The sequence below is a fragment of the Thermostichus sp. OS-CIW-20 genome, from assembly GCF_054061455.1.
Genome location: NZ_JBSSEF010000010.1, coordinates 25,664 through 48,555 on the forward strand (window position 1 = coordinate 25,664; position 22,892 = coordinate 48,555).

22 protein-coding genes and 1 tRNA gene are annotated in these 22,892 nt (G+C 61.2%); 14 read left to right on the forward strand and 9 right to left on the reverse strand.

What is annotated here, in order from left to right:
* Nucleotides 1–19 precede the first annotated feature (19 nt).
* Nucleotides 20–439: a metal-sensing transcriptional repressor gene (locus tag ACVWXC_RS05715; protein WP_228375284.1), complete on the reverse strand. Its 420-nt coding sequence runs from the start codon at nucleotides 437–439 to the stop codon at nucleotides 20–22.
* Nucleotides 440–528: 89 nt separating this feature from the next.
* Here ACVWXC_RS05715 and sds point away from each other — a divergent pair, with 89 nt between their 5' ends.
* A complete protein-coding gene (gene sds, locus ACVWXC_RS05720; protein ID WP_011431085.1) occupies nucleotides 529–1,500 on the forward strand; it encodes a solanesyl diphosphate synthase in 972 nt (323 codons plus the stop codon).
* Between the two features lie 15 nt (nucleotides 1,501–1,515).
* Here sds and lepB read toward each other — a convergent pair whose 3' ends face one another.
* Nucleotides 1,516–2,202 (reverse strand): signal peptidase I, encoded by a 687-nt coding sequence (lepB, locus tag ACVWXC_RS05725; protein WP_011431084.1) that lies wholly within the window; start codon nucleotides 2,200–2,202, stop codon nucleotides 1,516–1,518.
* A 160-nt stretch (nucleotides 2,203–2,362) separates the two neighbouring features.
* Between lepB and ACVWXC_RS05730 the strand changes: the two genes are divergently transcribed.
* On the forward strand, nucleotides 2,363–2,677 hold the full coding sequence (locus ACVWXC_RS05730; RefSeq protein WP_011431083.1) for a BAR domain-containing protein: 315 nt from the start codon (nucleotides 2,363–2,365) through the stop codon (nucleotides 2,675–2,677).
* Between the two features lie 129 nt (nucleotides 2,678–2,806).
* Here ACVWXC_RS05730 and ACVWXC_RS05735 read toward each other — a convergent pair whose 3' ends face one another.
* Complete coding sequence (locus ACVWXC_RS05735) at nucleotides 2,807–3,874, reverse strand: ATPase, T2SS/T4P/T4SS family (RefSeq protein ID WP_457391624.1); 1,068 nt, start codon at nucleotides 3,872–3,874, stop codon at nucleotides 2,807–2,809.
* Nucleotides 3,875–4,042: 168 nt separating this feature from the next.
* Here ACVWXC_RS05735 and ACVWXC_RS05740 point away from each other — a divergent pair, with 168 nt between their 5' ends.
* The 5 genes from ACVWXC_RS05740 to ACVWXC_RS05760 all read left to right on the forward strand — a co-directional run bounded on the left by ACVWXC_RS05740 (nucleotide 4,043) and on the right by ACVWXC_RS05760 (nucleotide 7,668).
* Nucleotides 4,043–4,780, forward strand: a complete 738-nt coding sequence (locus tag ACVWXC_RS05740; RefSeq protein WP_457391622.1) for a pyridoxine 5'-phosphate synthase — start codon at nucleotides 4,043–4,045, stop codon at nucleotides 4,778–4,780.
* Nucleotides 4,777–5,409 (forward strand): DUF3318 domain-containing protein, encoded by a 633-nt coding sequence (locus ACVWXC_RS05745; RefSeq protein WP_011431080.1) that lies wholly within the window; start codon nucleotides 4,777–4,779, stop codon nucleotides 5,407–5,409. Before ACVWXC_RS05740 ends, ACVWXC_RS05745 begins: the two co-directional genes overlap by 4 nt.
* 18 nt (nucleotides 5,410–5,427) lie before the next feature.
* Nucleotides 5,428–6,249 (forward strand): biotin--[acetyl-CoA-carboxylase] ligase, encoded by an 822-nt coding sequence (locus ACVWXC_RS05750; protein WP_457391620.1) that lies wholly within the window; start codon nucleotides 5,428–5,430, stop codon nucleotides 6,247–6,249.
* 21 nt (nucleotides 6,250–6,270) lie between these two features.
* Nucleotides 6,271–7,248, forward strand: a complete 978-nt coding sequence (locus ACVWXC_RS05755; protein ID WP_457391618.1) for a M23 family metallopeptidase — start codon at nucleotides 6,271–6,273, stop codon at nucleotides 7,246–7,248.
* 339 nt (nucleotides 7,249–7,587) lie between these two features.
* A tRNA-Leu gene (locus ACVWXC_RS05760) sits at nucleotides 7,588–7,668 on the forward strand.
* Between the two features lie 15 nt (nucleotides 7,669–7,683).
* Here the strand turns inward: ACVWXC_RS05760 and ACVWXC_RS05765 are convergent.
* Nucleotides 7,684–8,697 (reverse strand): glycosyltransferase family 9 protein, encoded by a 1,014-nt coding sequence (locus ACVWXC_RS05765; RefSeq protein ID WP_457391616.1) that lies wholly within the window; start codon nucleotides 8,695–8,697, stop codon nucleotides 7,684–7,686.
* 499 nt (nucleotides 8,698–9,196) lie between these two features.
* On the opposite strand from ACVWXC_RS05765, the gene ACVWXC_RS05770 reads away from it, so the two are divergent.
* Both ACVWXC_RS05770 and ACVWXC_RS05775 read left to right on the forward strand, forming a co-directional pair.
* Nucleotides 9,197–10,357 carry a DegT/DnrJ/EryC1/StrS family aminotransferase gene (locus tag ACVWXC_RS05770; RefSeq protein ID WP_011431076.1) on the forward strand — a complete coding sequence of 387 codons (1,161 nt, stop codon included), beginning with the start codon at nucleotides 9,197–9,199 and terminating at the stop codon, nucleotides 10,355–10,357.
* A gap of 95 nt (nucleotides 10,358–10,452) precedes the next feature.
* Nucleotides 10,453–11,661: a DUF58 domain-containing protein gene (locus tag ACVWXC_RS05775; protein WP_099812889.1), complete on the forward strand. Its 1,209-nt coding sequence runs from the start codon at nucleotides 10,453–10,455 to the stop codon at nucleotides 11,659–11,661.
* A gap of 186 nt (nucleotides 11,662–11,847) precedes the next feature.
* Here ACVWXC_RS05775 and ACVWXC_RS05780 read toward each other — a convergent pair whose 3' ends face one another.
* Nucleotides 11,848–12,807 (reverse strand): NAD(+) kinase, encoded by a 960-nt coding sequence (locus ACVWXC_RS05780; RefSeq protein ID WP_011431074.1) that lies wholly within the window; start codon nucleotides 12,805–12,807, stop codon nucleotides 11,848–11,850.
* A 427-nt stretch (nucleotides 12,808–13,234) separates the two neighbouring features.
* On the opposite strand from ACVWXC_RS05780, the gene ACVWXC_RS05785 reads away from it, so the two are divergent.
* Nucleotides 13,235–15,400 carry a serine/threonine protein kinase gene (locus tag ACVWXC_RS05785; protein WP_457391613.1) on the forward strand — a complete coding sequence of 722 codons (2,166 nt, stop codon included), beginning with the start codon at nucleotides 13,235–13,237 and terminating at the stop codon, nucleotides 15,398–15,400.
* Here ACVWXC_RS05785 and ACVWXC_RS05790 read toward each other — a convergent pair.
* Entirely contained in the window at nucleotides 15,397–16,107 is a 711-nt protein-coding gene (locus tag ACVWXC_RS05790; protein ID WP_099812891.1) for a hypothetical protein, read from the reverse strand. The genes ACVWXC_RS05785 and ACVWXC_RS05790 overlap by 4 nt on opposite strands.
* Before the next feature lie 400 nt (nucleotides 16,108–16,507).
* Between ACVWXC_RS05790 and ACVWXC_RS05795 the strand changes: the two genes are divergently transcribed.
* Together ACVWXC_RS05795 and ACVWXC_RS05800 are read left to right on the forward strand one after the other, a co-directional pair.
* A complete protein-coding gene (locus ACVWXC_RS05795) occupies nucleotides 16,508–17,107 on the forward strand; it encodes a hypothetical protein (protein ID WP_457391611.1) in 600 nt (199 codons plus the stop codon).
* A gap of 95 nt (nucleotides 17,108–17,202) precedes the next feature.
* A complete protein-coding gene (locus ACVWXC_RS05800) occupies nucleotides 17,203–17,952 on the forward strand; it encodes a YebC/PmpR family DNA-binding transcriptional regulator (protein ID WP_099812893.1) in 750 nt (249 codons plus the stop codon).
* 10 nt (nucleotides 17,953–17,962) lie between these two features.
* On the opposite strand, the gene ACVWXC_RS05805 is transcribed toward ACVWXC_RS05800, so the two are convergent.
* Nucleotides 17,963–18,274 carry a YbjQ family protein gene (locus tag ACVWXC_RS05805; RefSeq protein WP_457391642.1) on the reverse strand — a complete coding sequence of 104 codons (312 nt, stop codon included), beginning with the start codon at nucleotides 18,272–18,274 and terminating at the stop codon, nucleotides 17,963–17,965.
* Between the two features lie 120 nt (nucleotides 18,275–18,394).
* On the opposite strand from ACVWXC_RS05805, the gene rbsK reads away from it, so the two are divergent.
* Entirely contained in the window at nucleotides 18,395–19,324 is a 930-nt protein-coding gene (rbsK, locus tag ACVWXC_RS05810; RefSeq protein ID WP_457391608.1) for a ribokinase, read from the forward strand.
* A 20-nt stretch (nucleotides 19,325–19,344) separates the two neighbouring features.
* Here rbsK and ACVWXC_RS05815 read toward each other — a convergent pair whose 3' ends face one another.
* The gene (locus ACVWXC_RS05815) at nucleotides 19,345–20,952 is read right to left on the reverse strand and encodes a B12-binding domain-containing radical SAM protein (protein ID WP_457391606.1); all 1,608 of its coding nucleotides are present in this window, start codon (nucleotides 20,950–20,952) and stop codon (nucleotides 19,345–19,347) included.
* Between the two features lie 122 nt (nucleotides 20,953–21,074).
* On the opposite strand from ACVWXC_RS05815, the gene ACVWXC_RS05820 reads away from it, so the two are divergent.
* The gene (locus tag ACVWXC_RS05820; RefSeq protein WP_011431064.1) at nucleotides 21,075–21,923 is read left to right on the forward strand and encodes a methyltransferase domain-containing protein; all 849 of its coding nucleotides are present in this window, start codon (nucleotides 21,075–21,077) and stop codon (nucleotides 21,921–21,923) included.
* Nucleotides 21,924–22,003: 80 nt separating this feature from the next.
* Here the strand turns inward: ACVWXC_RS05820 and ACVWXC_RS05825 are convergent, their stop codons facing one another.
* Complete coding sequence (locus ACVWXC_RS05825; RefSeq protein WP_240527830.1) at nucleotides 22,004–22,744, reverse strand: uracil-DNA glycosylase; 741 nt, start codon at nucleotides 22,742–22,744, stop codon at nucleotides 22,004–22,006.
* Between the last annotated feature and the right edge of the window lie 148 nt (nucleotides 22,745–22,892).

Genomic DNA, 22,892 nt, shown 5'->3' on the forward strand with positions numbered 1-22,892 from the left:
TGGGAAAGGCTTGTATCCACTAGCTGATGTAGCGATCCAGGGCCCGCTGCAGCTCTTCCAGTTCCACCTCGATGTTGCCACTTTCGATGGCGTGGCGGATGCAGTGACGGATGTGATCGTCAAGAATAAGGCGCGCCACCCGATCCAGTGCCCCCTTGACAGCGGCAATCTGCAGCAGCACATCCGGACAGGGCTGATCCTGCTCGATCATGGAGCGGATCCCGCGCACATGCCCCTCGATGCGAGCCAGACGATGGATCAGCTTGCGCCGCGACTGCGGGTCATGGTGGTGAGGCTGGGCTCGCCCCGATAGAGGTGGCCGCTCCAGTGCAAGCTCCCACTCCTCCTCCCAATCGGGTTCTGCAGGGAGGGGGGGGACAGAGCCGGTTGGCACTGGGGGAACGGGATCCGACATAAAAAAGCAGAGGACTGTTTGCATGATACCGCTCGCTTTTCCCCGAGAACGTTGGGGTGCTCTACAATAAGGGGAGATATGAAATTTTGTAAAACCTCTCATACTTTGGCTCCATGACCTCTGTGCTCTCCCCCTTTGGCCCTGTAGAAGCGGATCTGGAGCGTTTACGCCAGAATCTGTCGCGGCTGGTTAGCGCCAAACACCCAATTCTGGCCATGGCTGCCGAACATCTGTTTTCGGCGGGGGGGAAAGGGATCCGACCGGCGATTGTGCTGTTGATTGCGCGGGCTACTACGCCGGATGGGGAGATTACCCCGCAGCATTGGCGCCTGGCGGAAATTACCGAGATGATCCACACGGCCAGCTTGGTGCACGACGATGTCATCGACACTGCCGATGTGCGGCGGGGCATCGACACAGTAAATACCCTTTTCGACAACCGCGTAGCGGTGCTGGCGGGGGACTACCTCTTCGGCCAAGCTGCCTGGTATTTGGCTAACCTGGACAATCTGGAAGTGGTGAAGCTCCTGTCCAAGGTGATCATGGATCTGCCGGAGGGCGAGGTGCGCCAGAGCCTCACCCGCTTCGACCCGGATGTGTCCTTGGAAGAGTACCTGGCCAAGAGCTTCTACAAAACCGCCTCCCTCATATCCGGCAGTTCTAAGGCCGCCGGGCTGCTGAGCGGGGTCAGTCCTGAGGTGGCCGATCGCCTCTTCGACTTTGGCCGCGACCTGGGCATTGCCTTCCAAATCGTGGACGACCTGCTGGATTTCACCGCTTCGGCAGAGATGCTCGGTAAGCCGGTGGGATCTGACCTCATCCAGGGCAACTTGACGGCACCGGTTTTGTTCGCCCTGGAGGAGTTTCCCCAGATGCGAGAGCTGATCCTCCGAGAGCTGGCCGAACCCCAGGATCTCCAGCAGGCCCTGGAGTGGGTTTACCAGAGCAATGGGATCCCGCGCTCCCGCGAGTTGGCGCGAGACTATGCCCGTCGGGCTGCTGAGGCGTTGGAAGTTCTCCCCGATTCGGTAGCCCGCCGAGCTTTGTTTCAGATGGTGGACTATGTGCTGGAGCGGGCCCGCTGAGAGGTTTTCCCAGGTTTAGGTTCGACTCCCCGAGGCCTGCGCCCCTTCAGAAGAGAGCTCCGGATACTCTGGCGGGGTGAAAAAGTGCAGGCGATTGGGGGGCCAAAAGCGGAAGATGGTGTTGCCGATGATGTTCTCTTCCGGCAAAAATCCCCACACATGGGAGTCTTGGCTGTCGTTGCGGTTGTCCCCCATCACAAAATAGGAGCCGGGGGGGACGAGAAATTCGGATCCCTGGTTGGGCACGCCGGGGCAGCGCTCGCCCGGACAGGAGTAATTGGGGGGAGCGTAGATATAGTCCTCCTGGAGCGGGATGCCGTTGACGATCACCTTGCCATCGGCAATGCGGATGCGATCCCCCGGCAGGCCGATCACCCGCTTGATGTAGGCACCGTCGAAGTTCAGCTTGGCAGGCGGGTAGAAGACGATGATGTCGCCCCGTCTGGGGGAGCTGAAGCGGTAGCTGATCTTTTCCACCACCAGCCGATCTCCTTCTTCTAGGGTGGGCAGCATCGAATCGGAGGGGATCCAACGTGCTTCCGCCACAAAGGTGCGAATGCCGAAGGCTAACAGCAGCGCCAGCACCACTGTCAGCAAGTTCTCCCGCTGAGCCTGCCACCAAGCGCGGGATCTGGAGCCAGCGGAGGTTTCTCCTGGCGGCAGCTTGGGCTGGGGCAAAGACGTCGGATCTTTTGACGACATGGCGGCTAGCGCACAAGACTGCACGATCTCCAGATTATCGCACTCAACCGAGGCAGTAGGAGCAGAGGCTGTCCGGTCAAGCTGACGCTAGAGAGACAAAAGGCCGGGAGTAGCCTAGGATCGATAGGCGGAGATACCCTGCTCGTGACTTCCAAGCCCCATGACGATTTCGACAGAAGAGCGCCTAGAGCGGGTCGAGCGGCTGGTTGAAACCAACAGCCAAGCAATAGCTCGCCTCACCCAACAACAAGGGGAGATTCTGGATCGGATCGATCGGCTCTCAGGAGATACCCAAAAGCTCTCGGAGCGGGTCGAGAAGCTCTCGGGTGACGTCGAAAAGCTCACTTTTAAGTTCGACACCGCCCAAACCATTGGGGAACGGCTGGAACGTCTGGCCACCAGCCTGATTGCCGGGGCCACCATCAGCATTATTGCCGGGGTGATTTTGGTGCTGTTGCGGGAGGGATCCCGCTAGGAAGAAGCCGCTCAGGTTGTCGTGGGAATGGGACGCCTGGAGCGAGGAGGAGAGGCTTCTGGATTCCTACGGGCAGGGATTGGGGCAGGAGAGCAGTGGCCCGGCCTGTATCCAAATGCCCATAGGAGATCAACTGCCGGAATTGAGTTTTTCCCAGTCCTGCTGGCGGATGGCGATCATCTGGGCTTGGGCCTGAATGGCCGCCAGCATTTCTGTCATCAGGGGCCAGTCGCTGCCGGGGGGGGTGGGGTATTGCTTCAGCTTCTCGATTGTGGTGCTGAGGGCAGCTTGCAGTTGTTGCAGCAGTTGATGGGCCTGCTGGGCCAAAGCCACAGTCTCGGAGACGCGGAGGCGGTTTTGGCCTTGCTGATACTTGTGGAGGGTCTCCCCTCGCAGAATGCTGAGGATGGCGCCTTCCCTGGAGGAGGAAACCTGGCCACTCTTGGAGCGCTGGGGAATGATGCGCAATTGCAGTACCAGCGGCTCCCCCCGATACATCCGCTCTGCTTCCGCCTGCTGGGGCTCCCCGATCAGCCCTGCATCCAGGGCCATCATCCGCTTCATGGCGGCGATCAACTTTGCCCGTATCGACTCCGAGAGATCCTTAAATAGATCCCGCAAAATCCCCTGCTGGCGGTAGCGCACCCGACACACCAACCCCTCCTGGGGTTCAACAAAAATTTGCTCCGCTTTCTCCTCCAAAGCTCGCCGCAGCATCGAGTTCAGCAACTGCTGCGCCGTCTCTTCCGATTCGTCAACAGGAAGGGGCGGAGCAGTTGGCCGTGCCGGCAGCGGCTGGGTGGGGGTCAGTCGGCTGGGCGGCTCGGCCACGGGAGCGGGGACTTCTGGGGTGGTGCGGCTGGCTTGGGCCTGGAGGCGTAGCTGCTCCACCTCTGCCGGGCTCGGCGGATGGCTGAAGTAGTGGGCAATTAACTCCTGCTGCTGCTCCAGCGTAATCGGAACTGGCTCAACCGAGATCTGGGAGTAAGCCAGCATTTTGCTCACGTAGTCCAGGGCTGCCAAATCCTGGGGATCCACCATGCCCAAGATCAAGCTGTCGGTGTCCAGAGCGAGGGGCACAACCTGGTAGTAGATGCAGATTTCTACCGGCAGGTATTGGGCAATCAGGACCGGCACCCGCGCCCGGTCAACAATGGAGTGTTGTCCCACCGCCAAAGAGGTATCTGGATTGGTCATGGCAAGCCCGCAGTGGATCCCGGAGGGGCGAGGTGTCGTTCTCGATCATAAAGCCTGTGCCCCTTAGCTCTGCGCCCCGCAATACCCTGACTCGTCTGACCGGCACAAGTAATGAATAATGTAATACTAGGAGCATTCATCACCAGCTACAGTGAAAGAAGTTGAGCCTTGTTAAGTCTGGGAGTTAACATCGACCACGTCGCCACCCTGCGCCAGGCTCGCCGCACCGTAGAGCCGGATCCGGTGGCCGCGGCGGTGATCGCCGAGTTGGCAGGGGCAGATGGGATCACGGTGCATTTGCGCGAGGATCGCCGCCATATCCAGGAGCGGGATGTGCGGCTACTGCGCCAGACGGTGCGCACCCACCTCAACTTGGAGATGGCCGCCACCGACGAGATGGTGGCCATCGCCCTGGAGATCAAGCCCGATTATGTCACCCTAGTGCCCGAGCGGCGAGAAGAGGTCACCACCGAGGGCGGTCTGGATGTGGCCGGGCAGGTGTCGCGTCTTAGCGAGGTGGTAAGCCAACTGCAGGGATCCGGCATTCCCGTCAGCTTGTTTGTCGATCCCGATCCCATCCAAATTGCCGCCGCTGCCCAGGTGGGGGCCCGCTGGGTGGAACTGCACACGGGACGCTATGCGGAGGCATCCTCGGAGGCGCAGCAAGAGGCGGAGTTGGCCCAACTGCGGCAGGCCAGCCAACAGGCGATTCAACTGGGCTTGCGGGTGAACGCCGGACACGGCCTCACCTACTGGAACGTCGGCCCGGTGGCCCGGATCCCTGGCATAGAAGAGCTGAACATCGGCCATAGCATCATCAGTCGAGCGGTGCTGGTGGGATTGGAGCGGGCAGTGCGAGAGATGCGTCAGGCGATGGGATTAAGCTCAGGAGTAGGCCCGGCATGAACTCGGAGTACTACAGCTACGACAACTACGTTCTCGACCAGGCTGAGATCGATCGCCTGCTGGATCTGCTGCCCGCCAGCATGCGGGAGAGCGTGAAGATCTTGCCGGCCTCGGAGCGGCAGACGGTGGTGATCAAGGGCCGCCGACAGATGCCCTGGGAACGGCAGATGCGGCTGTTCATCAAACCCTACGAGTGGCGACAGTTCACTCCCCTGCAGCGGGCAGGGCTGTTTCTCCACAAGGTGGGCTACTACAGCCGGGCAGCCTCGCGGCAGATCGACTTTTACCTGGCCATAGCGGCTCTGGGAGGGCTGAGCCTGATCTTCGAGGTCGTGCAGCAAGACCCGGTGGGGGCGACGGTTTCGGGAGGGTTGAGCGGCTTGGCGCTTTGGCAGTTGCGCCGCGACCAGACCAACGACCGCCGTCTTCTGGCTGCCGATGCCTACGCCGTGGATCGCCTGGTGTTGCGCGGGATCCCACGGCTGCAGGCGGTGGAGGCGCTGGGGCAGGCGCTGCACGTGGAGGCCCGTCTGGAGGGGCGCTCCGGCAACGACCTGCTGGACATGTTGCGCTATCAAAATCTGAAGCGGTTGGCCCAACGCCCGGCAGAAGATATCGTGTTGAGCTAGGGCTGGGGGGACTTAGCCATGCTCTCCCCCTCGCGGCTGGGATCCCTGGTGGGCCAGGGGGCATGGGGCCACCACCTCTTGCAGGTGGTGACAACCGACTCCACCAACCGGCTGCTTTTGCAGTGGGGGCGCCAGTTTCCTCAGCCCCTGCCGCCGGGCACGGTTTTGGTCAGCACCCGCCAACGGGCAGGACAGGGCCAGCACGGGCGGGTGTGGCACTCGGAGCCGGGGGGGCTGTATCTGTCGGTCTGGTTGGGATCCCCGCCTCTGCGGCATTCGCTGCTGGAGTTGACCCTGACGCTGGCCTGGGGTGTTGTGGATAGCCTACGACAGAAACTGGGGATCCCGCTGCGGCTGAAATGGCCCAACGACCTGGTGGTGGTGGATGAGCAGTGTCCGGGTTCTCTGCGCAAGCTGGGTGGCCTCTTGGTGCAGAGCCGCTTTGGGGAGAGAGGGCAACTGCTGGGGCTGGTGGCCGGCGTTGGGGTCAATGTCAACAATCCCGTGCCCGCTGGCGGGATTGCCTTGGCAGAAATTCTGGGATCCCGGCAGGACAGCACCGCAGTTGCCGCCTGGGTTTTGCAGGGGATGGGGCGCGGGTTTCAGATCTGGCTGCAGGAGGGGTTTGCCCCTGTGCGCTCCAGGTACGAAGCCTGGACGGTGAAGCCGCAAGTCCAATGGCTCCCTGGTGAGGCGTCGGCTACGGTTTTGGGCCTTGCCGAGGATGGCAGGCTGCGGGTACAAACTCCAGGAGGACAGATCCTCGTCCTTTCTCCCGACCAGGTGCGCCTGAGCTATCAAGCGTCTCTTGCCAGTGGCCCTTCGTTTCCTCCTGAGTGACCCGTGTTGGATCCCTTGCGCATGTCGGCAAAGTCTTTTTGGCTGCGTCTTCTCTCCCGGCCAGGCAGCCGGTTGGCGAGAAGGGCGCGGCTGCTGCGGCGGCTGGGCCTGGGCTTAGGGTTGGGACTGGGCCTGCTGCTCTGCTTCTCTTCCACCGCTCTGCTGGCGCAGACGCAACTCCATCCTCTGCCCCCTCCTCCCTCAATAGGCCCGGCTCTGGACACCCCTGGAGCAGAAGCCCTGCTGTTGGATGGTGCCATTCCCCTGCCGGCGGGCAGCCCAGAGTCTCCAGGCTTGGCGTCCAAACCTGGCAGCTCTCCAACCCTGGAGGCAGAAACCCGCGCAGAGACGGTGGTGGGGCGGGAAATTATTATGGAGCCGCCAGCAACCCAGAACTTGGCCGTCGATGCTCAGCCGGAAAGTGGGGTGCCGGTGGTGCTGATGGAGCGCAGCTCCGGTCGCCGCATCATCCTCATGCCAGGCGAAGAGATTCGTATTGAGGATCCCAGCCAACCCCAAACGCCTAAGCCGCCAGCGCCGGCATTGCCCGAATTGGCGACAGGTGAAGAACAGTTGCTCTATCCTTTGCCCCACCCCGTGCCGATTACCTCTGGGTTTGGCATGCGAATTCACCCCATCCGCGGCCAGCCAGAGTTCCATGCCGGCGTGGATCTGGGGGCCAGCCTGGGCACGCCAATCCTGGCTGCGTTGAGCGGCAAGGTGGTGAGCGCGGGATCCTTGGGAGGCCTGGGAATTACGGTTGTGCTGGACCATGGCGGCAGTCGGCGCACCCGCTACGGCCACATGTCCGAAGTCGCGGTAAGAGCCGGGGAAGTGGTGGAACAGGGATCCGTGATCGGCTATGTGGGGGCAACCGGGGCGGTAACCGGGCCACACCTGCACTTTGAGCTGTGGAAGCGGGCAGGGGGGCAAGGCTGGGTGGTTTTGGACGCCACAGAGGAGCATGCCTCTAACCCCCAAAACCCTGAACTTTGCTGAATTTACTGAGCTTTAAGCGGTTTGGCAAAAGTCATTGAGAGGGATATAGTAGACCAAGTTTCCCCCTGATCCTTGAGTCCACCGCAACGGTTGCCGGGAAGTGAAGGGGGAAAGCGCTCGGGGGGTATTCCTCAGGGCTTTGCGGGATACCGCCTTCCTGCTCAGAGATAGGCAGGATGCGATCGCTTCTTTCCTGAACCATGTTCAGGAGAGTTCAGCGTGAATGTATCAGCTGAAGGTCGCCGTTGCCCAGTTGCCGGGTTAGCCAGAGCCGGCTTGGGTTAGCATAATTGAGCGGGATCCGAGTCGGCTGACAACCGGCCTAGGGGGCCAGCTTTTGCGGACGTGGCGGAATGGCAGACGCGCTAGACTTAGGATCTAGTGCCGCAAGGCGTAAGGGTTCAAGTCCCTTCGTCCGCATGGCAAGCCCTGCTTCTAGCCGGGGAAGATCACCTCTAGGATTTGCTCAGGGGCAATGGAGTCAATCACCCCATTGGCGGCCTTGACGGCGCGGAACGGCCCTTCGGAAGGCAGCAGCCGCTCCGGCTCAGTGGGGCCAAACACAGCCACCAGGGGAGTTTGGGTGGCTACTGCTAGGTGCATGGGGGCGCTGTCGGTACACAACAGCAGGGTGGAGCCAGCAATCAAGGCCGCCAGTTGGCCCAGGTGGGGAGGGCGGCTCACCGGCAGATCCGGCAGTTGCGACAGAAAGCCCTCCGCCAGCTGCTCATCTTCTGGCCCCAGCAGCAGCACCAGCGGCAGCTCCGGCCGCTTTTCCCGGAAGCCCTTGATGACCTTGACCCAGCTGGCGGGGGGGTAGATTTTCTGAATTCCCTTCTCCTGGGACAGTTGGCTGGCGCCGGGATGTAACAGCACGTAATCTTGGGCAGCATCCCCCAGCAGGCGCTTGCGTTCCTGCTCGGCCCACTCCAGGTCTGTCTTCTTTAGGCGAACCTGAGGCAGGCCTGCCGTCGCAGTGATGCCAAACCCCTGCAGCAGGTCGTGATACATGCTCGCTGCATATTGGGCCGGCTTCAGGGGCACCGGGTCGGTCAGCCAAGGTCGCCCAGGCCCTGGTGGAGCATAGCCAACCCGCTTCGGGATCCCAGTTAGCCAAAGCAGCAGCTTGACCCCTAAGCTTCTGCCCAGGCTCAGCACCGCATCGTACTGCCGTTCCCGGATTCGCCCCAGCAGATCGCTGATATCTCCCAACGAGAGCTGCTCTTTAAACGGAAAGGTTAGCACCCGATTCACCGAGGGACAAACCTCGTAGGCAGCTGCCGCCCGCGGCTCCACCAACACCTCTAGCTCCGCTTCTGGAAAGCGCTGCCGCAAACTTGCCAGGGTGGGAAAAAAAAGAATTTGGTCGCCAATCCCTCCCGGCACCAAAGCGAGAATTCGGGGGGCCAAAGGGGCTTTGCCGAGAACTGCTTGAGAAGCAACCTGCATAGAACATCCTGTCGATAGCTGTAGCCGACCTAGGGAATCCCTGGCCAGGGACGTACCGCGTTTACTCTATCTCAGATTGGGATAGATTCGGAGTGGGCTGGGATCCCAGCAGTCCACTTGTAGCGAAGATAAGGGAAGAATCACTTGGGGCCAGAGCGTTGTGGACGCCGAAAATCAGCTTTTCCGCCTCAGGGAAGAGGCATAGGCGATTTTAATCGCTGATTTCTCTCTCTGCTACACTGTACATACTGACCTACCTTCGTGAAAAACCTAGCCGGCAGCTAAGCAAGACAAACCAAGCAGAGCCTTGGCATTATGTCCTTGCTTGCGCTAGCGGGACAGGGCTGTGAGAGCTGTCTAGAGGCGGCTTGACAACGCCTTTACGACTCCAGCAACGGACTGGGTAAGAATTCTCCAGCTTTCTTTAGTTGGTGGGAGTGTCGAAAGCTCTCATCCTCGATAATGGGCTGTGGCCGCTACCTTCCCAAAAGGCAGCACCGTGACGGATGAGCCTATTCCGCTGCTGGACTTGACCTTGCAATACCGCGCTCTGGCTGAAACCCTTCTGCCCGAGGTGGAGGCGTTGCTGGCCTCAGGCCAGTACATCGGGGGAGAGGCGGTGCGGCGTTTTGAGGAGCTATTCTCCCGGTTTCTTGGCGGCGGGGACCTGGAGGCTGTTGGCTGCAATTCCGGCACCGATGCTTTGGTGCTGGCCTTGCGCGCCCTTGGGATCCAAGCAGGTGACGAGGTGATCACCACTGCCTTTAGCTTTTTTGCCTCCGCCGAGGCTATCGACTTGGTGGGGGCACGGCCGGTGTTTGTGGATGTGGATCCCTGCACTTTTAACCTGGATCCCCAGCTTCTGGAAAAGAGCATTTCCCCCCGCACCAAGGCGGTGATCCCGGTGCATCTGTTCGGCCAGGCGGCCAACATGACCGAGATTCTGGCCATCGCGCGGCGACATGGGTTGGCCGTGATAGAAGATTGCGCCCAGGCGGTGGGGGCCTGTTGGGGGGGCAGGCCGGTGGGAACCTGGGGAGATATCGGCTGCTTCAGCTTTTTTCCCACCAAAAACTTGGGGGCAGCAGGGGATGGTGGGGCGGTGGTGACCCGGGATCCACAATTGGCCCGCAAGGTTCGCATTCTTAAAGAACACGGCCAGACTCGCCAATACCAGCACGAGCACATCGGCCTCAACAGCCGCCTCGACGCGCTGCAAGCCGTGATCCTGTCGGTTAAGTTGACCCACCTGCGGGAGTGGAACTGGCGGCGGCAGGGGATTGCCGAGTCCTATCACCGCCTGTTGCAGGGGATCCCTGGGCTGATCCTGCCCCAGGTGGCGGTGGGGGGCAACTCGGTGTGGCACCAGTACACGGTGCGGGTGCCTGGTTCCGACTCGACGGACTCGCGGCGGCGCGACCGGTTGCAAAAGCAGTTGCAGGAGCGGGGCATTGCCAGCCGCGTTTACTACCCCATCCCGCTGCATCTGCAGCCGGTGTACCGCAAAAAGTTGGGGTACAAACCTGGGGATCTGCCCAATGCTGAGCTCTGTGCTGCTCAAGTGTTGTCCTTGCCCTGTTTTCCTGAGTTGACTCTCCAACAACAGGAGCGGGTGGCTGCGGCCATTGCCCAAATCCTCACCGAACAAACCTGCTCCTAGTGCCTGATCCCTTTACGCTGCAAGATACGGGTATTCTTGCGCGGAGGGTTGGGGAGCAAGAATTAGCGGTACAGGGCTGCAGAGGAGGCAGGCAAATGTTATTGAAACTTAGCCAAACGGCACTTCAACTCCTGCAATCGTTGCAGTGGCCGCGGAAGTTGGGGATCCGCCCTCCCCAGTTGTCCTCAAGGCAGCGGGTTCGTTTTCTGCGCCGCTTCCGCTTTACCCGCATCGGGGGGCGGTTTGTTGGGATCACCCTCTTGGTAAGCATTGCCGCCTTCAACACCGGCAACAATCCCCTTTACTTGGTGCTGGGGATGCTGCTCAGCCTCATTCTCCTCAGCGGCATGCTCTCCGAGCTTACCCTCAAAGATCTGGAGGTGAGCCGGCAGTTGCCCAGCCGCATTTTTGCCGGCCAGCCGGTCTTGGTGGGGCTGACGCTGGTCAACCGCAAACGGCGCCTGCCCAGTTTTTCCCTACAGGTCAGCGAGCGCATTGAGGGGCTCAGGCGGGCCGATTGGCCTTCCAGCTACGTTTTGCGCTTGGATCCCGGCGCCAAGCTAGATACCTTCTATCAGCACACTTTTTCACGGCGAGGGGCGTGGCGGCTGCAGGGCTTTGAAATTGCCACCAGCTTTCCCTTTGAACTCTTCCGCAAGGCAGTGGAAATTGAGGATGCGCAGACGGTGATCGTGTTTCCTCGGCCTGCCCCTGTGCAGGGTTTGCTGCTGCCGGATCAGTTCAGCGGCGGCAGCCGGTTGCGCCCTCAGCCGGGCCAGGAGGGGGACTATCTCAGCTTGCGGCCTTATCGTCCCCAAGATGATGTGCGCTCGGTGCACTGGAAGATCTCGGCCAAACGGGATCAACTGGTCGTGCGCGAGCTGGAGCGTCCCCGTTCCCAGGCCATTGTCCTCTGTTTTGAAAACCGCTGGCAGCCGCGGGGAGAAGGCCCTGAAGCGCATCGCAACAAGCTGGAGCGGGCCGTAGAGCGCTGTGCCGGGATCCTCACCTATCTCATCCGGGAAGGCCACCCGGTGGCGTTGGCCACCTTGCAGGAGCGGACTCCTTTCGGAACGGATTTGGCCCATCTAGATTGCCTATTGGCCCTCTTGGCTCAACTGACGTTTGTCGGGGATCCGCAACTCAATTCTCAACTGAAAAGAGAGCCTGATCCCTCTGTCGGGTTTAACCTCACCCCCCAAGATCGCTGTGTGCTGCTGGCCCATCCCGGCCAGGATGGAAAATCTGCCCCGGCCCATCTCATCCACACGGGATCCCTGCTGCAATTTATCCCAATTGAGTGAACCTCAGACTCATTTTGATAGCGGAATCCGTCGGGGAGCGTTTGGAAAGCTTGAGTCGCGGATCTCTTTAAAGCTTTAGGTTGAACTGCTGGAAAAGTGTCTGAGTAGGTAAAGTCTGAGGCTCATGGGAGAGGATTCCAGGGGAGTCAAACTCCGCTACTCTAGCTCCCCAACTTTAGGATCCCTTTATCCCCCTTCCGGGCGGTGGTTGGTGGTGGGGATGTAGATGCGGCTGCCGGCCCACTGCAGTTTTTCTCGCAGGGTGCGGAAGTAGGAGAGGTCTTTTTCTAGGATCAGCAGCTTGGCCGGCAGGTGAGCCCGTTGAATTTGTACCCACTGGCCGGGGTTGACCGATTGGGCCAAGACGCCATCGCTCCAGAGGCGGGTCAGCCCTTCCGGATCGGCAAGGGGCCAGATCTCCACCGTAGCCGTGCCGCCGATGACGATGGGACGGCTGGACAAGCTGAGGGGACAGATGGGGGTGATGATGATGGCCTCAAAGCTGGGCTCCAGAATGGGGCCGTTGGCTGCCAGGGTGTAGGAGGTGGATCCCGTCGGTGTAGCCACCAGCACACCATCCCCGTGGTACTGATCCAAAATCTCGCCATTGACTTCGATTTCCAGGATGGCGGCGGGCAGGCGTTCCCGGTTGATGGGCTTGAGGCACATTTCGTTGAGGGCGTAGTACACGTCACTGACCGGGCGGCCCTGCCGCTTGCCCTCGCCAGGAATAGCCCCCTGCCCCAGTTGCACTTGCTCCCAAATCTGGGCCTGCAACATCATCCGGGCTTGCAGGACGAAGTCTCCGGCCTGGATGCGATCCCAGGGATCCTGGTGCAGCACCCGCTCTGACTGGGCCAAAAACCCCAGCCTGCCCCCCGACTGAATGGGCAAAATGGGGATCCCATGGGGGGCCAGGTGGCGGGCCGCCGCCAACACCGACCCATCTCCCCCCAGTACCACAGCTAGGTCGATGGGATCGGAAGTGGCCTCCAGGAAGACCGGGTAGGGGTTGTGGTGCAAGCCGGTGGGGGCTGTTAGCACCGTAACGCCGCGCCGGCGCAACTGCTCCGCACACAGTTGACAGGCGGCCTTGCTCTCCCGATCCCCCTCTTTGTAGGCAATCACCACCAAGCCCAAGTCCATAAGCCCTCGCGCAGGGATCCCTTCCGATCATCCCCCTTTGGGCTGAAGGTTGCCCAGAAGGCTGAATTTCCCCCAGCATTCCCTTGCGCTTTTTTCACATTTACTGGAGATCCTTAAAAAAATCTCTAAATAGTCATTCCAAATGGTAATAAAAAACGGCTTGTCGCAACGCTGTCGCGCACGCGCTGGCGGCGCAAAGCGCTATCCCTAACTCCCCTCTCCCTTTGGGAGAGGGGCTGGGGGTGAGGGGGGCTGGGAGAGGGGCTGGAGGTGGTCGCGCCGGCGGCGCGGAGCGCTTGGGCCTCCAGAGAGTCAAAGATTGGGATCCCTGAAGTTGGACTGAGCAATGGGCGGGTATGAATTCCAGCAATTGGTTTATCGTATGGACATCTTGGCCTGAGCTGCCTTTTCTTGCGCCTGCAAACCTATGTCTTTTGATCTCACCAATCGCATTTTGGGCGGTCGCTACCGGCTAATTCAAGAAATCGGTGGTGGCGGCATGGGATCCGTCTTTCGCGCCTTGGACTTACACAACAACCACCAAGAGGTGGCGGTCAAGATCCTGCACGCGCCCTTGCTGCTGAGCCGGGGCGACGCCCAGATCGATTTGCGCCGCCGCTTTGCCGAAGAGATCCGCATCAGCATCCTTCTGGGACAGCATCCCCGCATCGTCAAAGTTTTGGATCACGGCCAAGAGGGCGAGCAAGCCTACCTGGTGATGGAGTACCTCAAGGGGCAGGATCTGGGCAAGCTGATGCGGGAAAAAGGGGCTCTGCCGCTTCGGCAAGTCATTCGGTTGGCCCTGCAGGCTTGTGAAGGGCTGCACTTTGCCCACACGTTCCGCGCCAAGGTAGATGGCCCCGAGATTCGGGGCGTGATTCACCGCGACATCAAGCCCAGCAACCTGTTTCTCGAGCAAGTCTTGCAAGAGGGCCAACTCACGTCTCAACTGAAAATCCTCGACTTCGGCGTGGCCAAGACCCTGGCGGATCACACCCTCAGCCTAGGCACCCACAAAGGGGGCGGATTTATCGGCACGGCCCGTTACGCCTCTCCTGAACAGATACGGGGCAAGTCTCTGGATGCCCGCTCGGATATCTACTCGTTTGGGGTGGTGCTCTACGAGATGCTGACGGGATCCATGCCTTTTCAATTGGAAACCGACTCGTTGCACAGTTGGATCCACGCCCATTGCTACGAAAGCCCCCTTGAGATCAACCCGGAGACAACTCCGCAGCCGATCCCGCCCGCCTTGGCAGCGGTGGTGATGGATTGCCTGAAGAAAAACCCGGACGAACGCCCGCAGACGATGCAGGAGCTGGGGGAGCGGCTGCTGCAGGCCTATGAGCTGACGGTGGCCACTCAACTCCCCAGCAGCCAGGCCAGTACCGTGATTCTTCCCACCGGCGGTGCCAAGGCTCAAAACGAGGCTCCACCCTCTTCCGATCCCAGACCGCCGATCAAAACCACCGGCAATACAGGATCGGCTTCTGGAGCCTTTGAAGACATCCGCGATGAAGATCTGGATCTTGTCGAAGATGAGCCCATCCCGCCTGCAGGTGCAGGGATCCCCTATTACATCGCCGAGCGGGAACCTCTCCCCTCAGATCCCTCGGCAGAAGCTGCGCCGGATCCCTCCCCCAAAGTTGAAGGCGAAACTGCCGAAACGCCCTCTACAGTCATCCAGGCCAGCAACACGCTTCCGGCTGCTCCCCCTCAGGATCCCCCCGTCCCACCACGAACGGATACTCCCCCTACCCGTCCCCTGCCGCAAGCCGCCCCCCCAACGGTTCTCCAGCCTTCCGGCAGCAGCCTAAAGTGGGTCTTGGCCGGGGGAGGCGCTGTGGCTTTGTTGGCCGCCTTTTGGCTCTGGCCGCGCCCAACAATCCGCGATACTCAGGAAGAGCCGGAGCCGATTTCTACCGCTGAAGTCACCCCAACACCTACCCCCGAGCCCGCCCCGACTCCGACACCGCCACCCACCCCGACTCCGACACCGCCACCCACCCCGACTCCGACACCGCCACCCACTCCAACTCCGACACCGCCACCCACTCCAACTCCGACACCGCCACCCACTCCAACTCCGACACCGCCACCCACTCCAACTCCGGCACCAACACCCACTCCCACCCCGGTGCCAACACCAACGCTTACCCCTATCCCTCGCTTTACCCCGCTCGTCCCCCGTACTCCTACCCCTACCCCCACCCCGATCCCGACGCCCACCTCGACGCCAGCCCCAGCAACACCAACGCCTGCGCCAGAGTTTGCCTTGAGCGGTCAGTGGCTCTATGAGGGAGGATCCTTTGTCTGGCAGGGATCCCTGTGTAAGGTTAATGTTGCAACCGGCATTGAGGAAACCGTCTCCATTCGGCAAGACGGCAACCAGATCACCATTTCCTCACCCAGCTTTTCCGAGCGCGGCGGCCAGCTTATCGGCAACCAACTTTCTGTTAGCGGTAGGATAGGGGGTAGCGGTACCCCAACCATCACGTGGAGCGGCACCGTCAGCGCCGACGGGCGCTCCATTCGCGGCACGGCCACCTGCGGCAGCGCCAGCTTTGCCATTAAGCTCACACGCCAGAGTTAAATACCCACGCCGCCACCTCGGTCACCGCCGCCTCCCGATTCCCTATCCTCCGGTTTCTGCTGGATGGCAGGGGGAGGGGGAGGGGTGGCAAACGTTTCGCTCACCACCTGGAGGGTATATGGCCCTCGTCCAGGGCTGCCCGGCCCAGCGGTTGGGGAAGCATTTTGCGCCCAGTAACTTTGCACCTGGATCAAGTAACAGCGGTCTTGCCGCACCGGGATCGTGAGCTGGGAGGTGGTAAAGTTGCCAGGGGCGGCATCATCGTTAACAAAAAGGATATTCCGATCCAAGTTTCTGCCGGTATCAAAGGCACCGATGACCAACAGCGGATCGAAAGCCGGGCTGGTCAGCCGGATGGTAACTCCGGTAACGTTGGCTGCAGAAGGAAAGTAGAGAAATCCATCTGAGTAAAAGGTGAAGGTGCCGGGCGGCGGTGGAACTTCCCGGGCATTTTGAATCTCGCCGGCGCTATCGTAGTAGAACTCCAAAAGGCTATTCGGCCCCAAGGTTCCGCTGCGGCTATCTCCTGGGCGGCGCAGGCCAATCGCTGCGAAAAACTCTGGGCTAAAGGCTTGCTCGCAAACATTGACCGGAGGCGGCACCGTCCCCCCACCTCCCCCACAGCCTGCCAAGAGTACAGTCGAGGCCAGTAAACCCCAGAAAAATCCCACCTGGGATCCAAAAACCTTCGATGCCGGCAATGGCATAGACACTCCTCTGCCACAGGATCATTAGCTTCTCCAGAATACAGCCACCTCGGCAAGCTGCAGCGAACAGAGCTCAGCCAACGATGCTCTCCTCTTGATTTGGGGTGCTGTCTTTCTGTTGAGCTGCTTCTGGATCCCTAGAGCAGCGATGTCCAGCAAGAGCGACTCCGTTTTCTCTCCGGCTTAGTGCCTCTTCGCCAGATGTTGGGTAGAGTTGGCGGTAGCCATCGCTGCCGTATTGGTTATGAACAGTCCGCTGAGTAGCCCGAATCGGGATCGCGATCCCTTCTTTTCCCAACGCCCTAAGCGGGGCAGCCTGGGCTGGAGCCTCCCCCTTGGAGGGTGGGGACTTGCCTTGTTGTTTGGATCCCTGCTGTTGAGGGCGTGGAGCAGCCAGCCCTTGACCTGGGCACAGGAAGCAGAACAACAGCCAGAGCCAGAAGTCTTCCTGCCGGTGAGGGACATCGATCCGGCGGCGCAGATTCGGGTGCGAAACGAGCTGGTTAAACTCTGCGGAGATTATCGCTGCGAAGGCTATCGCTTTCAGGTGCGAGTTTTGGTCAGGCCTGAGGATACGCTGGAAACTCTGCTGGAGCGGCTGGATGCGGAGATGCTGCGGGAGGTGGATCGGGTGTTTCAAACTCGGCCTGACTTGAACCGTGTCATTGTCGATGGCTACGTCTTTGTGGGCACTCCCTCTTTCGCCAGTCGAGAGGTGCTGCTGCAAACGCTGTTTGTGCCCCGTCACCGCTGGGCGGTAGGCCGCTTTGGGCCAGAGCAGGATGGAATCTTCTATGCCGAGCTGCTGGAACAGGTAACGCCCTTTTTAACTCGGCCGCAAACCCCAACCCCTCCGCCTGGAGCCGTGTTTGAAGAGCCTGTGCCTCCTTTGCCTCCCACGCCAGCTCCCACAGAGACACCAACGCCTACACCTCAAGCAACGCCAGAAGCTCCACCGCCACCAGGGGGCGTGATCGAGCGGCAACCCATTCAGCCCTGACCTACTCCCCTGGGGTTGAGACCTGAGCAGGTGGTGATCTAGGCTTCAGAGTTAGGGGATCCCTCCCCTTAGGTTGCTTGACTGGTGTGCACAGCATGGCAGGACACAGCAAATGGGCCAACATTAAGCGGCAAAAAGCCCGCGTAGATGCTAGAAAAGGCAGCCTGTTTACCAAACTTTCCCGAGCCATCATTGTGGCAGCGCGCAGCGGCCTGCCAGACCCGGAAGCCAATTTTCGGCTGCGCTCAGCGGTGGAGAAAGCCAAAGCGGCAGGCATGCCCGCCGAGAACATTGAACGGGCCATCGCTAAGGGATCCGGCAACTGGACCGACGACAGCCCCCTGGAGGAAATTCGCTACGAAGGCTACGGCCCTGGGGGGGTAGCTGTCTTGATCGAGGCGATGACCGACAACCGTAACCGCACGGCTGCCGAGGTGCGGGAGGCCTTCAGCAAAGTCGGCGGCAGCCTGGGGGAAAGTGGCTGCGTGAGCTGGCTGTTCCGGCAAAAAGGGGTGATTAGCCTAGAGGGGGTGACAGATCCCGAAGCTCTGCTGCTAGCGGTAGCCGAAGCAGGCGGGGAGGATCTCAAGGTAGAGGGAACCGACGCAGAAGTCTACTGCGATTACACCCTGCTGGAGCAGGTGGCCACCTACCTCAAAAAAGAAGGCTACCAGGTGCAAGAGGCGGCCATCCGCTGGATCCCCTCTACGGAGGTGCATGTGGAGGATCCCGAGACAGCCAAGCTGGTGCTGACCCTGATGGAGCGGCTGGACAACTTGGATGATGTGCAAAATGTCTACGCCAATTTCGAGATCGACGAGGCGGTGATGGAGAGCCTGGCCTAAAGGGAAATGGTCAGCGCAGCTTAACGGCGGTGCCGGCGGCGGTGACGAGGATCATGGTCGCGCTCATGTTGGTATGAATGCTAACGCCTAGGATGCCATTTGCTCCCAAACGTTTGGCCCGCTGCTCCAACTCTTCCAAAACCTTTTTCTGGGCATTCTCGAGAACTTCTTCATAGGTTCTTGTGCGTCCCCCGATGATGTTGCGGAGGGCAGCAAGGAAGTCCCGTAGAACATTGGTGCCATAAACTACCTCGGCGGTAACAATGCCCAGGTAGCGCTCAACCTCTCTACCTTGGAGCACGTCTGTGGTGGTCAGCAGCATGGCTTGTTTCCGCGTCACCCCCTCACAAGCTAGCCAATCCTCTCCAAGGTGGAAAGCTCTCCAACCCAGTGGTGGGAGCTAGAATGAGCTACCTCTAGGGCACCGTTTTTCAGCTAGCCAATGACAGCCCTAGTTCGCGTAGTGGGGAGCTTGAATCTGGACTTGGTGGTGCAGGTACCACGCCATCCTGGGCCTGGGGAAACGGTGCTGGGATCCGACTACGCCACCTACCCTGGCGGCAAGGGGGCCAACCAAGCGGTGGCAGCGGCACGGGCGGGAGCCCAGGTGGAGATGTGGGGGGCAGTGGGATCTGACAGCTTTGGCCGCCTGCTGAAAGAGAACCTGGAGCAGAACGGCGTCGATACCCACCACCTGCGGGAGCTGGAAGGGCCCAGCGGCATCGCTCTGATCACTGTGGATCCAGCAGGGCAAAACCGGATTGTGGTCAGCCCCGGCGCTAACGGTCGCTACACCCCCGCCCAGCTGCCTCCTTGGACGCCGGCAGCGATGGTTCTGCTGCAACTGGAAATCCCCCTGGCCACGGTGCAGGCGGTGGCAGAGCAAGCCTTTGCCCAAGGGATCCCCATCCTGCTCAATCCAGCCCCTGTGGTGCCCCTGCCGGGATCCCTGTTGCGCCAGGTGCGCTACTTGGTGCTCAACGAGAGTGAAGCTGCTGCTCTTGCCCAATCCCCGGTGGAGACACCCGCGCAAGCCGAAAAAGTGGCCCAAGCCTTGCAACGGCAGGGGATCCCGACAGTGATCGTCACGTTGGGGGGAGCAGGCTTGGTCTGGGCCGATGGCGGAGAAAGCGGCTACCTGCCGGCCCACCCTGTGGCGGTAGTGGATACCACCGCTGCCGGCGACAGCTTCTGCGGCGCTTTGGCCGCCTGCCTAGCTACTGGCAAACCCCTGAGGGAAGCTCTACGGTTTGCCAATGCCGCTGCGGCCTTGTGTGTAACCCGCCCTGGCGCTCAGCCCAGTTTGCCCCACCGCGCCGAGATCGAGGCGTTTCTGGCCGCTTCAGGCTCTCACCGTCAATCCCCTTCCTAGGGGATTTTAGGCACGACATGCTACACGGAAAAGGCCTCTTGGCGGTGCTGCTGCAGCCGCTCCAGGCTGAGAGGGCCTTCGATGTGTTGCCAGGGAAGGGGATCCGCCGGATCCCAGTTGTGGTACACGTAGAAGTCCAGGGGCGGCAGTTGCCCTTTGAGCTCTTTGAAGGCGCGGCGGTAGCTGCCCAGGGAATCGCCCCACTGCCGTGCTAGCTGCAAAACCTGGGCCACCCGCCGATCCCCTCTTGAGATCAAGGCCTGGATGACCGACCAACTGTAGCTTTCCGGGCGGAACTCCACGCCCAGGGGGCGCAGGTGTTTTTGATACCACTGCAGCTTTTTCTCCGCCTGGGGATCCACCCCCTGCCACTGGAAGGGGGTGTGGGCCTTGGGCACAAAGGTGCTGCAGCCCAGGGTGAAGCGCAGGCGGGGAGCCACCTTCTTGAGCTCCTTGAAGAGGGCAACCGTGGCCTCCAGGTCGGCCTGGGTCTCTGCCGGGATCCCCACCATGCCATAGAACTTGATCCCCTTCAGGCCGCCGGCCTGGGCGTGGGCAGCCGCCGCCAGGATCTCTTCGTTGGCCAGCTTTTTGTTGATGACCCGGCGCAGCCGCTCCGAGCCGCTTTCGATGGCCACGGTAATGGACTGGCTGCCGCGGCGGGAAAGCACTTGCGCCAAGCGAGGCGTAACCGTGCCCGTGCGCACCGAGGCCAGGCTAAGGCGCACCTGCTCAAAGCGATCCTGCGCCAGGTACTCCAGCAATTCCTCAAACTGGGGGTGCTGGGTTACCGAAGCCCCCAAAAGGCCAATCCGCTGGGTAACCTGCAGCCCCCGCTCCACCGCCGGGATCAGATGTCCCTCCACATCCGCTGCCCGAAAAGGCAATGTTAGATAGCTGGCCAGGCAAAAGCGGCACATCTCCGGACAACTGCGCACCACCTCCACCATGTAAATGCTCTCCCAGGCCGCCTTGGGGGTAACCACGGTGGACACCGAGAGGGTGTTGCCGCGGAAGGTGTGCTTGCGGATGGAGCTGGGGATCCCGTCCAGCTTGGGGATCACCTTCTCCACTGGGCCGTCGGGTTCGCGGTAGCGCACCTCGTAGAGGCTGGGCACGTAGATCCCCGGCACCTGGGCCAGCGCCTGCAGCTTTTCGGCGCGGGATCCCCGCCGTACCTGCCGATAGGTCTGGATCATCTGCTCCACCAGCCCCTCCCCGTCCCCCAGCAGGATCAAGTCAAAGAACGCAGCAAAGGGCTCAGGGTTGGCCGTCAACACTGGGCCGCCGCCGAAAACCAGGGGGTGCGCTTCTTCCCGCGCCTCGGCCTGGAGGGGGATCCTCTGTCGTTCCAGCAGATCCAGGATGTGGACGTAGTCCAGCTCCCAGGAGAGGGAAAAGCCCAGCAGCTCAGGATCCCGCGGCAGCGGCTCGGCCAGGTCGGTAAACAGGCGGGCGACCGACACATCACGGCGGCTGGCCAGCAGGCTCCAGATGACCTGGTAGCCGAGGCTGGTGATCCCCACCGAGTAGGTGTTGGGGAAAGCGTAGATCAGCCGCACCGCGTCGGGCTCGGGCGTGGCCGGGGTGAAGAGAAGCTGCTCGAGGGCAAAGTCTGAGGTGGCCAAGATCCCAGCGGCAACAAGAGCCTACTTTCCCAGCTTAATCGGGGTTTTGCCAGCCCGCCCCCAGGGCCAGGAAGGACGGCAAGATCGTCCAGAATAAGAGGGATCCCGACCTGCACCTGCCGATGACCTCTCCGCTCAACCAACGCATCCGCCGCTTCTACGATGCTTCCTCTGGCCTTTGGGAGCAGGTGTGGGGAGAGCACATGCACCACGGCTACTACGAGCCGGGCCAGACCGGCAAGGATCGCCGCCAAGCCCAGATCGATCTCATCGACCGAGTCATTCAATGGGGCCAGATCGGGGATCCCAAGCCCCCCCGGCACATCCTCGATCTCGGCTGTGGCATTGGGGGGAGCAGCCTGGAGCTGGCGCGGCGCTTTGGCGCCGAGGTAACAGGCATTACCCTCAGCCCTGTCCAAGCCCAGCGGGCCGAGGAGCGCGCTCAAGCAGCCGGCCTGAGCAACAGGGTGCGCTTTTGGGTGGCCGATGCCCTGGACATGCCCTTTGCCGACAACACCTTCGATCTGGTCTGGGCTCTGGAAAGCGGCGAGCACATGCCGGATAAGCGGCGGTTTCTGGCCGAGTGCTGGCGGGTCTTGCAGCCGGGCGGGCAGATGATGGTGGTTACCTGGTGCCACCGCGAGGGATCCCTGAGCCGCCAGGATGAGCGCCTTTTGCAGCAGATCTACGACGTGTACTGCCTGCCCTATGTCATCAGCTTGTCGGAGTATGAAGCGCTGGCCCACCAGGTGGGGTTCGAGCGGTTGCGCACCGCCGACTGGTCGGAGCGGGTGGCCCCCTTTTGGGACGAGGTGATCGCCTCGGCTCGCGATTGGCGGTGGATCCCGGCTTTGCTGCGCAGCGGCTGGGTCACCGTCCGTGGGGCGCTGGGGCTGGGCCTGATGCGGCGGGCCTATGCCAGCGGCTTGCTGCGCTTCGGCCTGCTGAGCGGCTTCAAGCCTGCAAGTTAGGGATCCCATACCCCCCTCTCCCTTGGGAGAGGGGCTGGGGGTGAGGGTAGCGGCGCTGGCCAAATACCAGGGAAAGTAGCTCAGAAGTCCGGCTGGGGCGGCGTTGCGCCGGCAAGTTCTAGGTACTTTTGCTTCACCGCCTGAATATCCTGCCACATCAGCCACTTGGGGCTGCCGGGGGTGCGGTCGGGGTTGCGCAGCAAATAGGCCGGGTGGAAAATCGGCATACACCAGCGCCCCTGCCACTGGATCCACTCGCCGCGGATCTTGGTGATGCCGCGCTTATCCCCCAAAAGAGAGCGCACCGAAGTGGCCCCCGTCAACAGAATGATCCAGGGATCCACCAGGCGAATCTGCTCCAGCAGATAGGGCCGACAGGCGTCCATCTCCTCCTGGGTGGGCACGCGGTTGTGGGGAGGGCGGCATTTGACCACGTTACAGATGTAGGTATCCTGCTCCGGATCTAGGCCCACCGAGGCCAGGATCTTGTCGAGCAACTGGCCCGACTTGCCCACAAAGGGCAGCCCCTGCAGATCCTCGTTTTCCCCCGGCCCTTCTCCGACGATCACGATCTTGGCCTTGGGGTTGCCGCGGTGCACCACCACGTGGGTACGGTTGGCCGCCAATTCACAGCGCTGGCAGACCCGGCAGTGCTGCTCCAGTTGTTCTAGTTCTCGATAGGTACCGGGGGGAATGGGCACCTGGGCCGAGAGCGGGATCTGATCCCATTGGGGAAGCGTCTCCGCAGCGGGGGCAGGTGGCTCTAGGGGATCGTCAAATAGGCTGGGCTGAAGCTCCGAGGATCTTTTCTTGGCAGCCATTGCAAGGTGAGGGATCCTTGTGCAGCGATCTTCGGCTGCTCCTCTGCCCTTGTCAAGCTTGGAGTCTCTTTCCCCAAAAGGGCAGCCTTTACGTCTTGTTAAACTGAGGGAACAGAAGGTGGCGGCATCTCAGCCTGCCCTTTCCCTC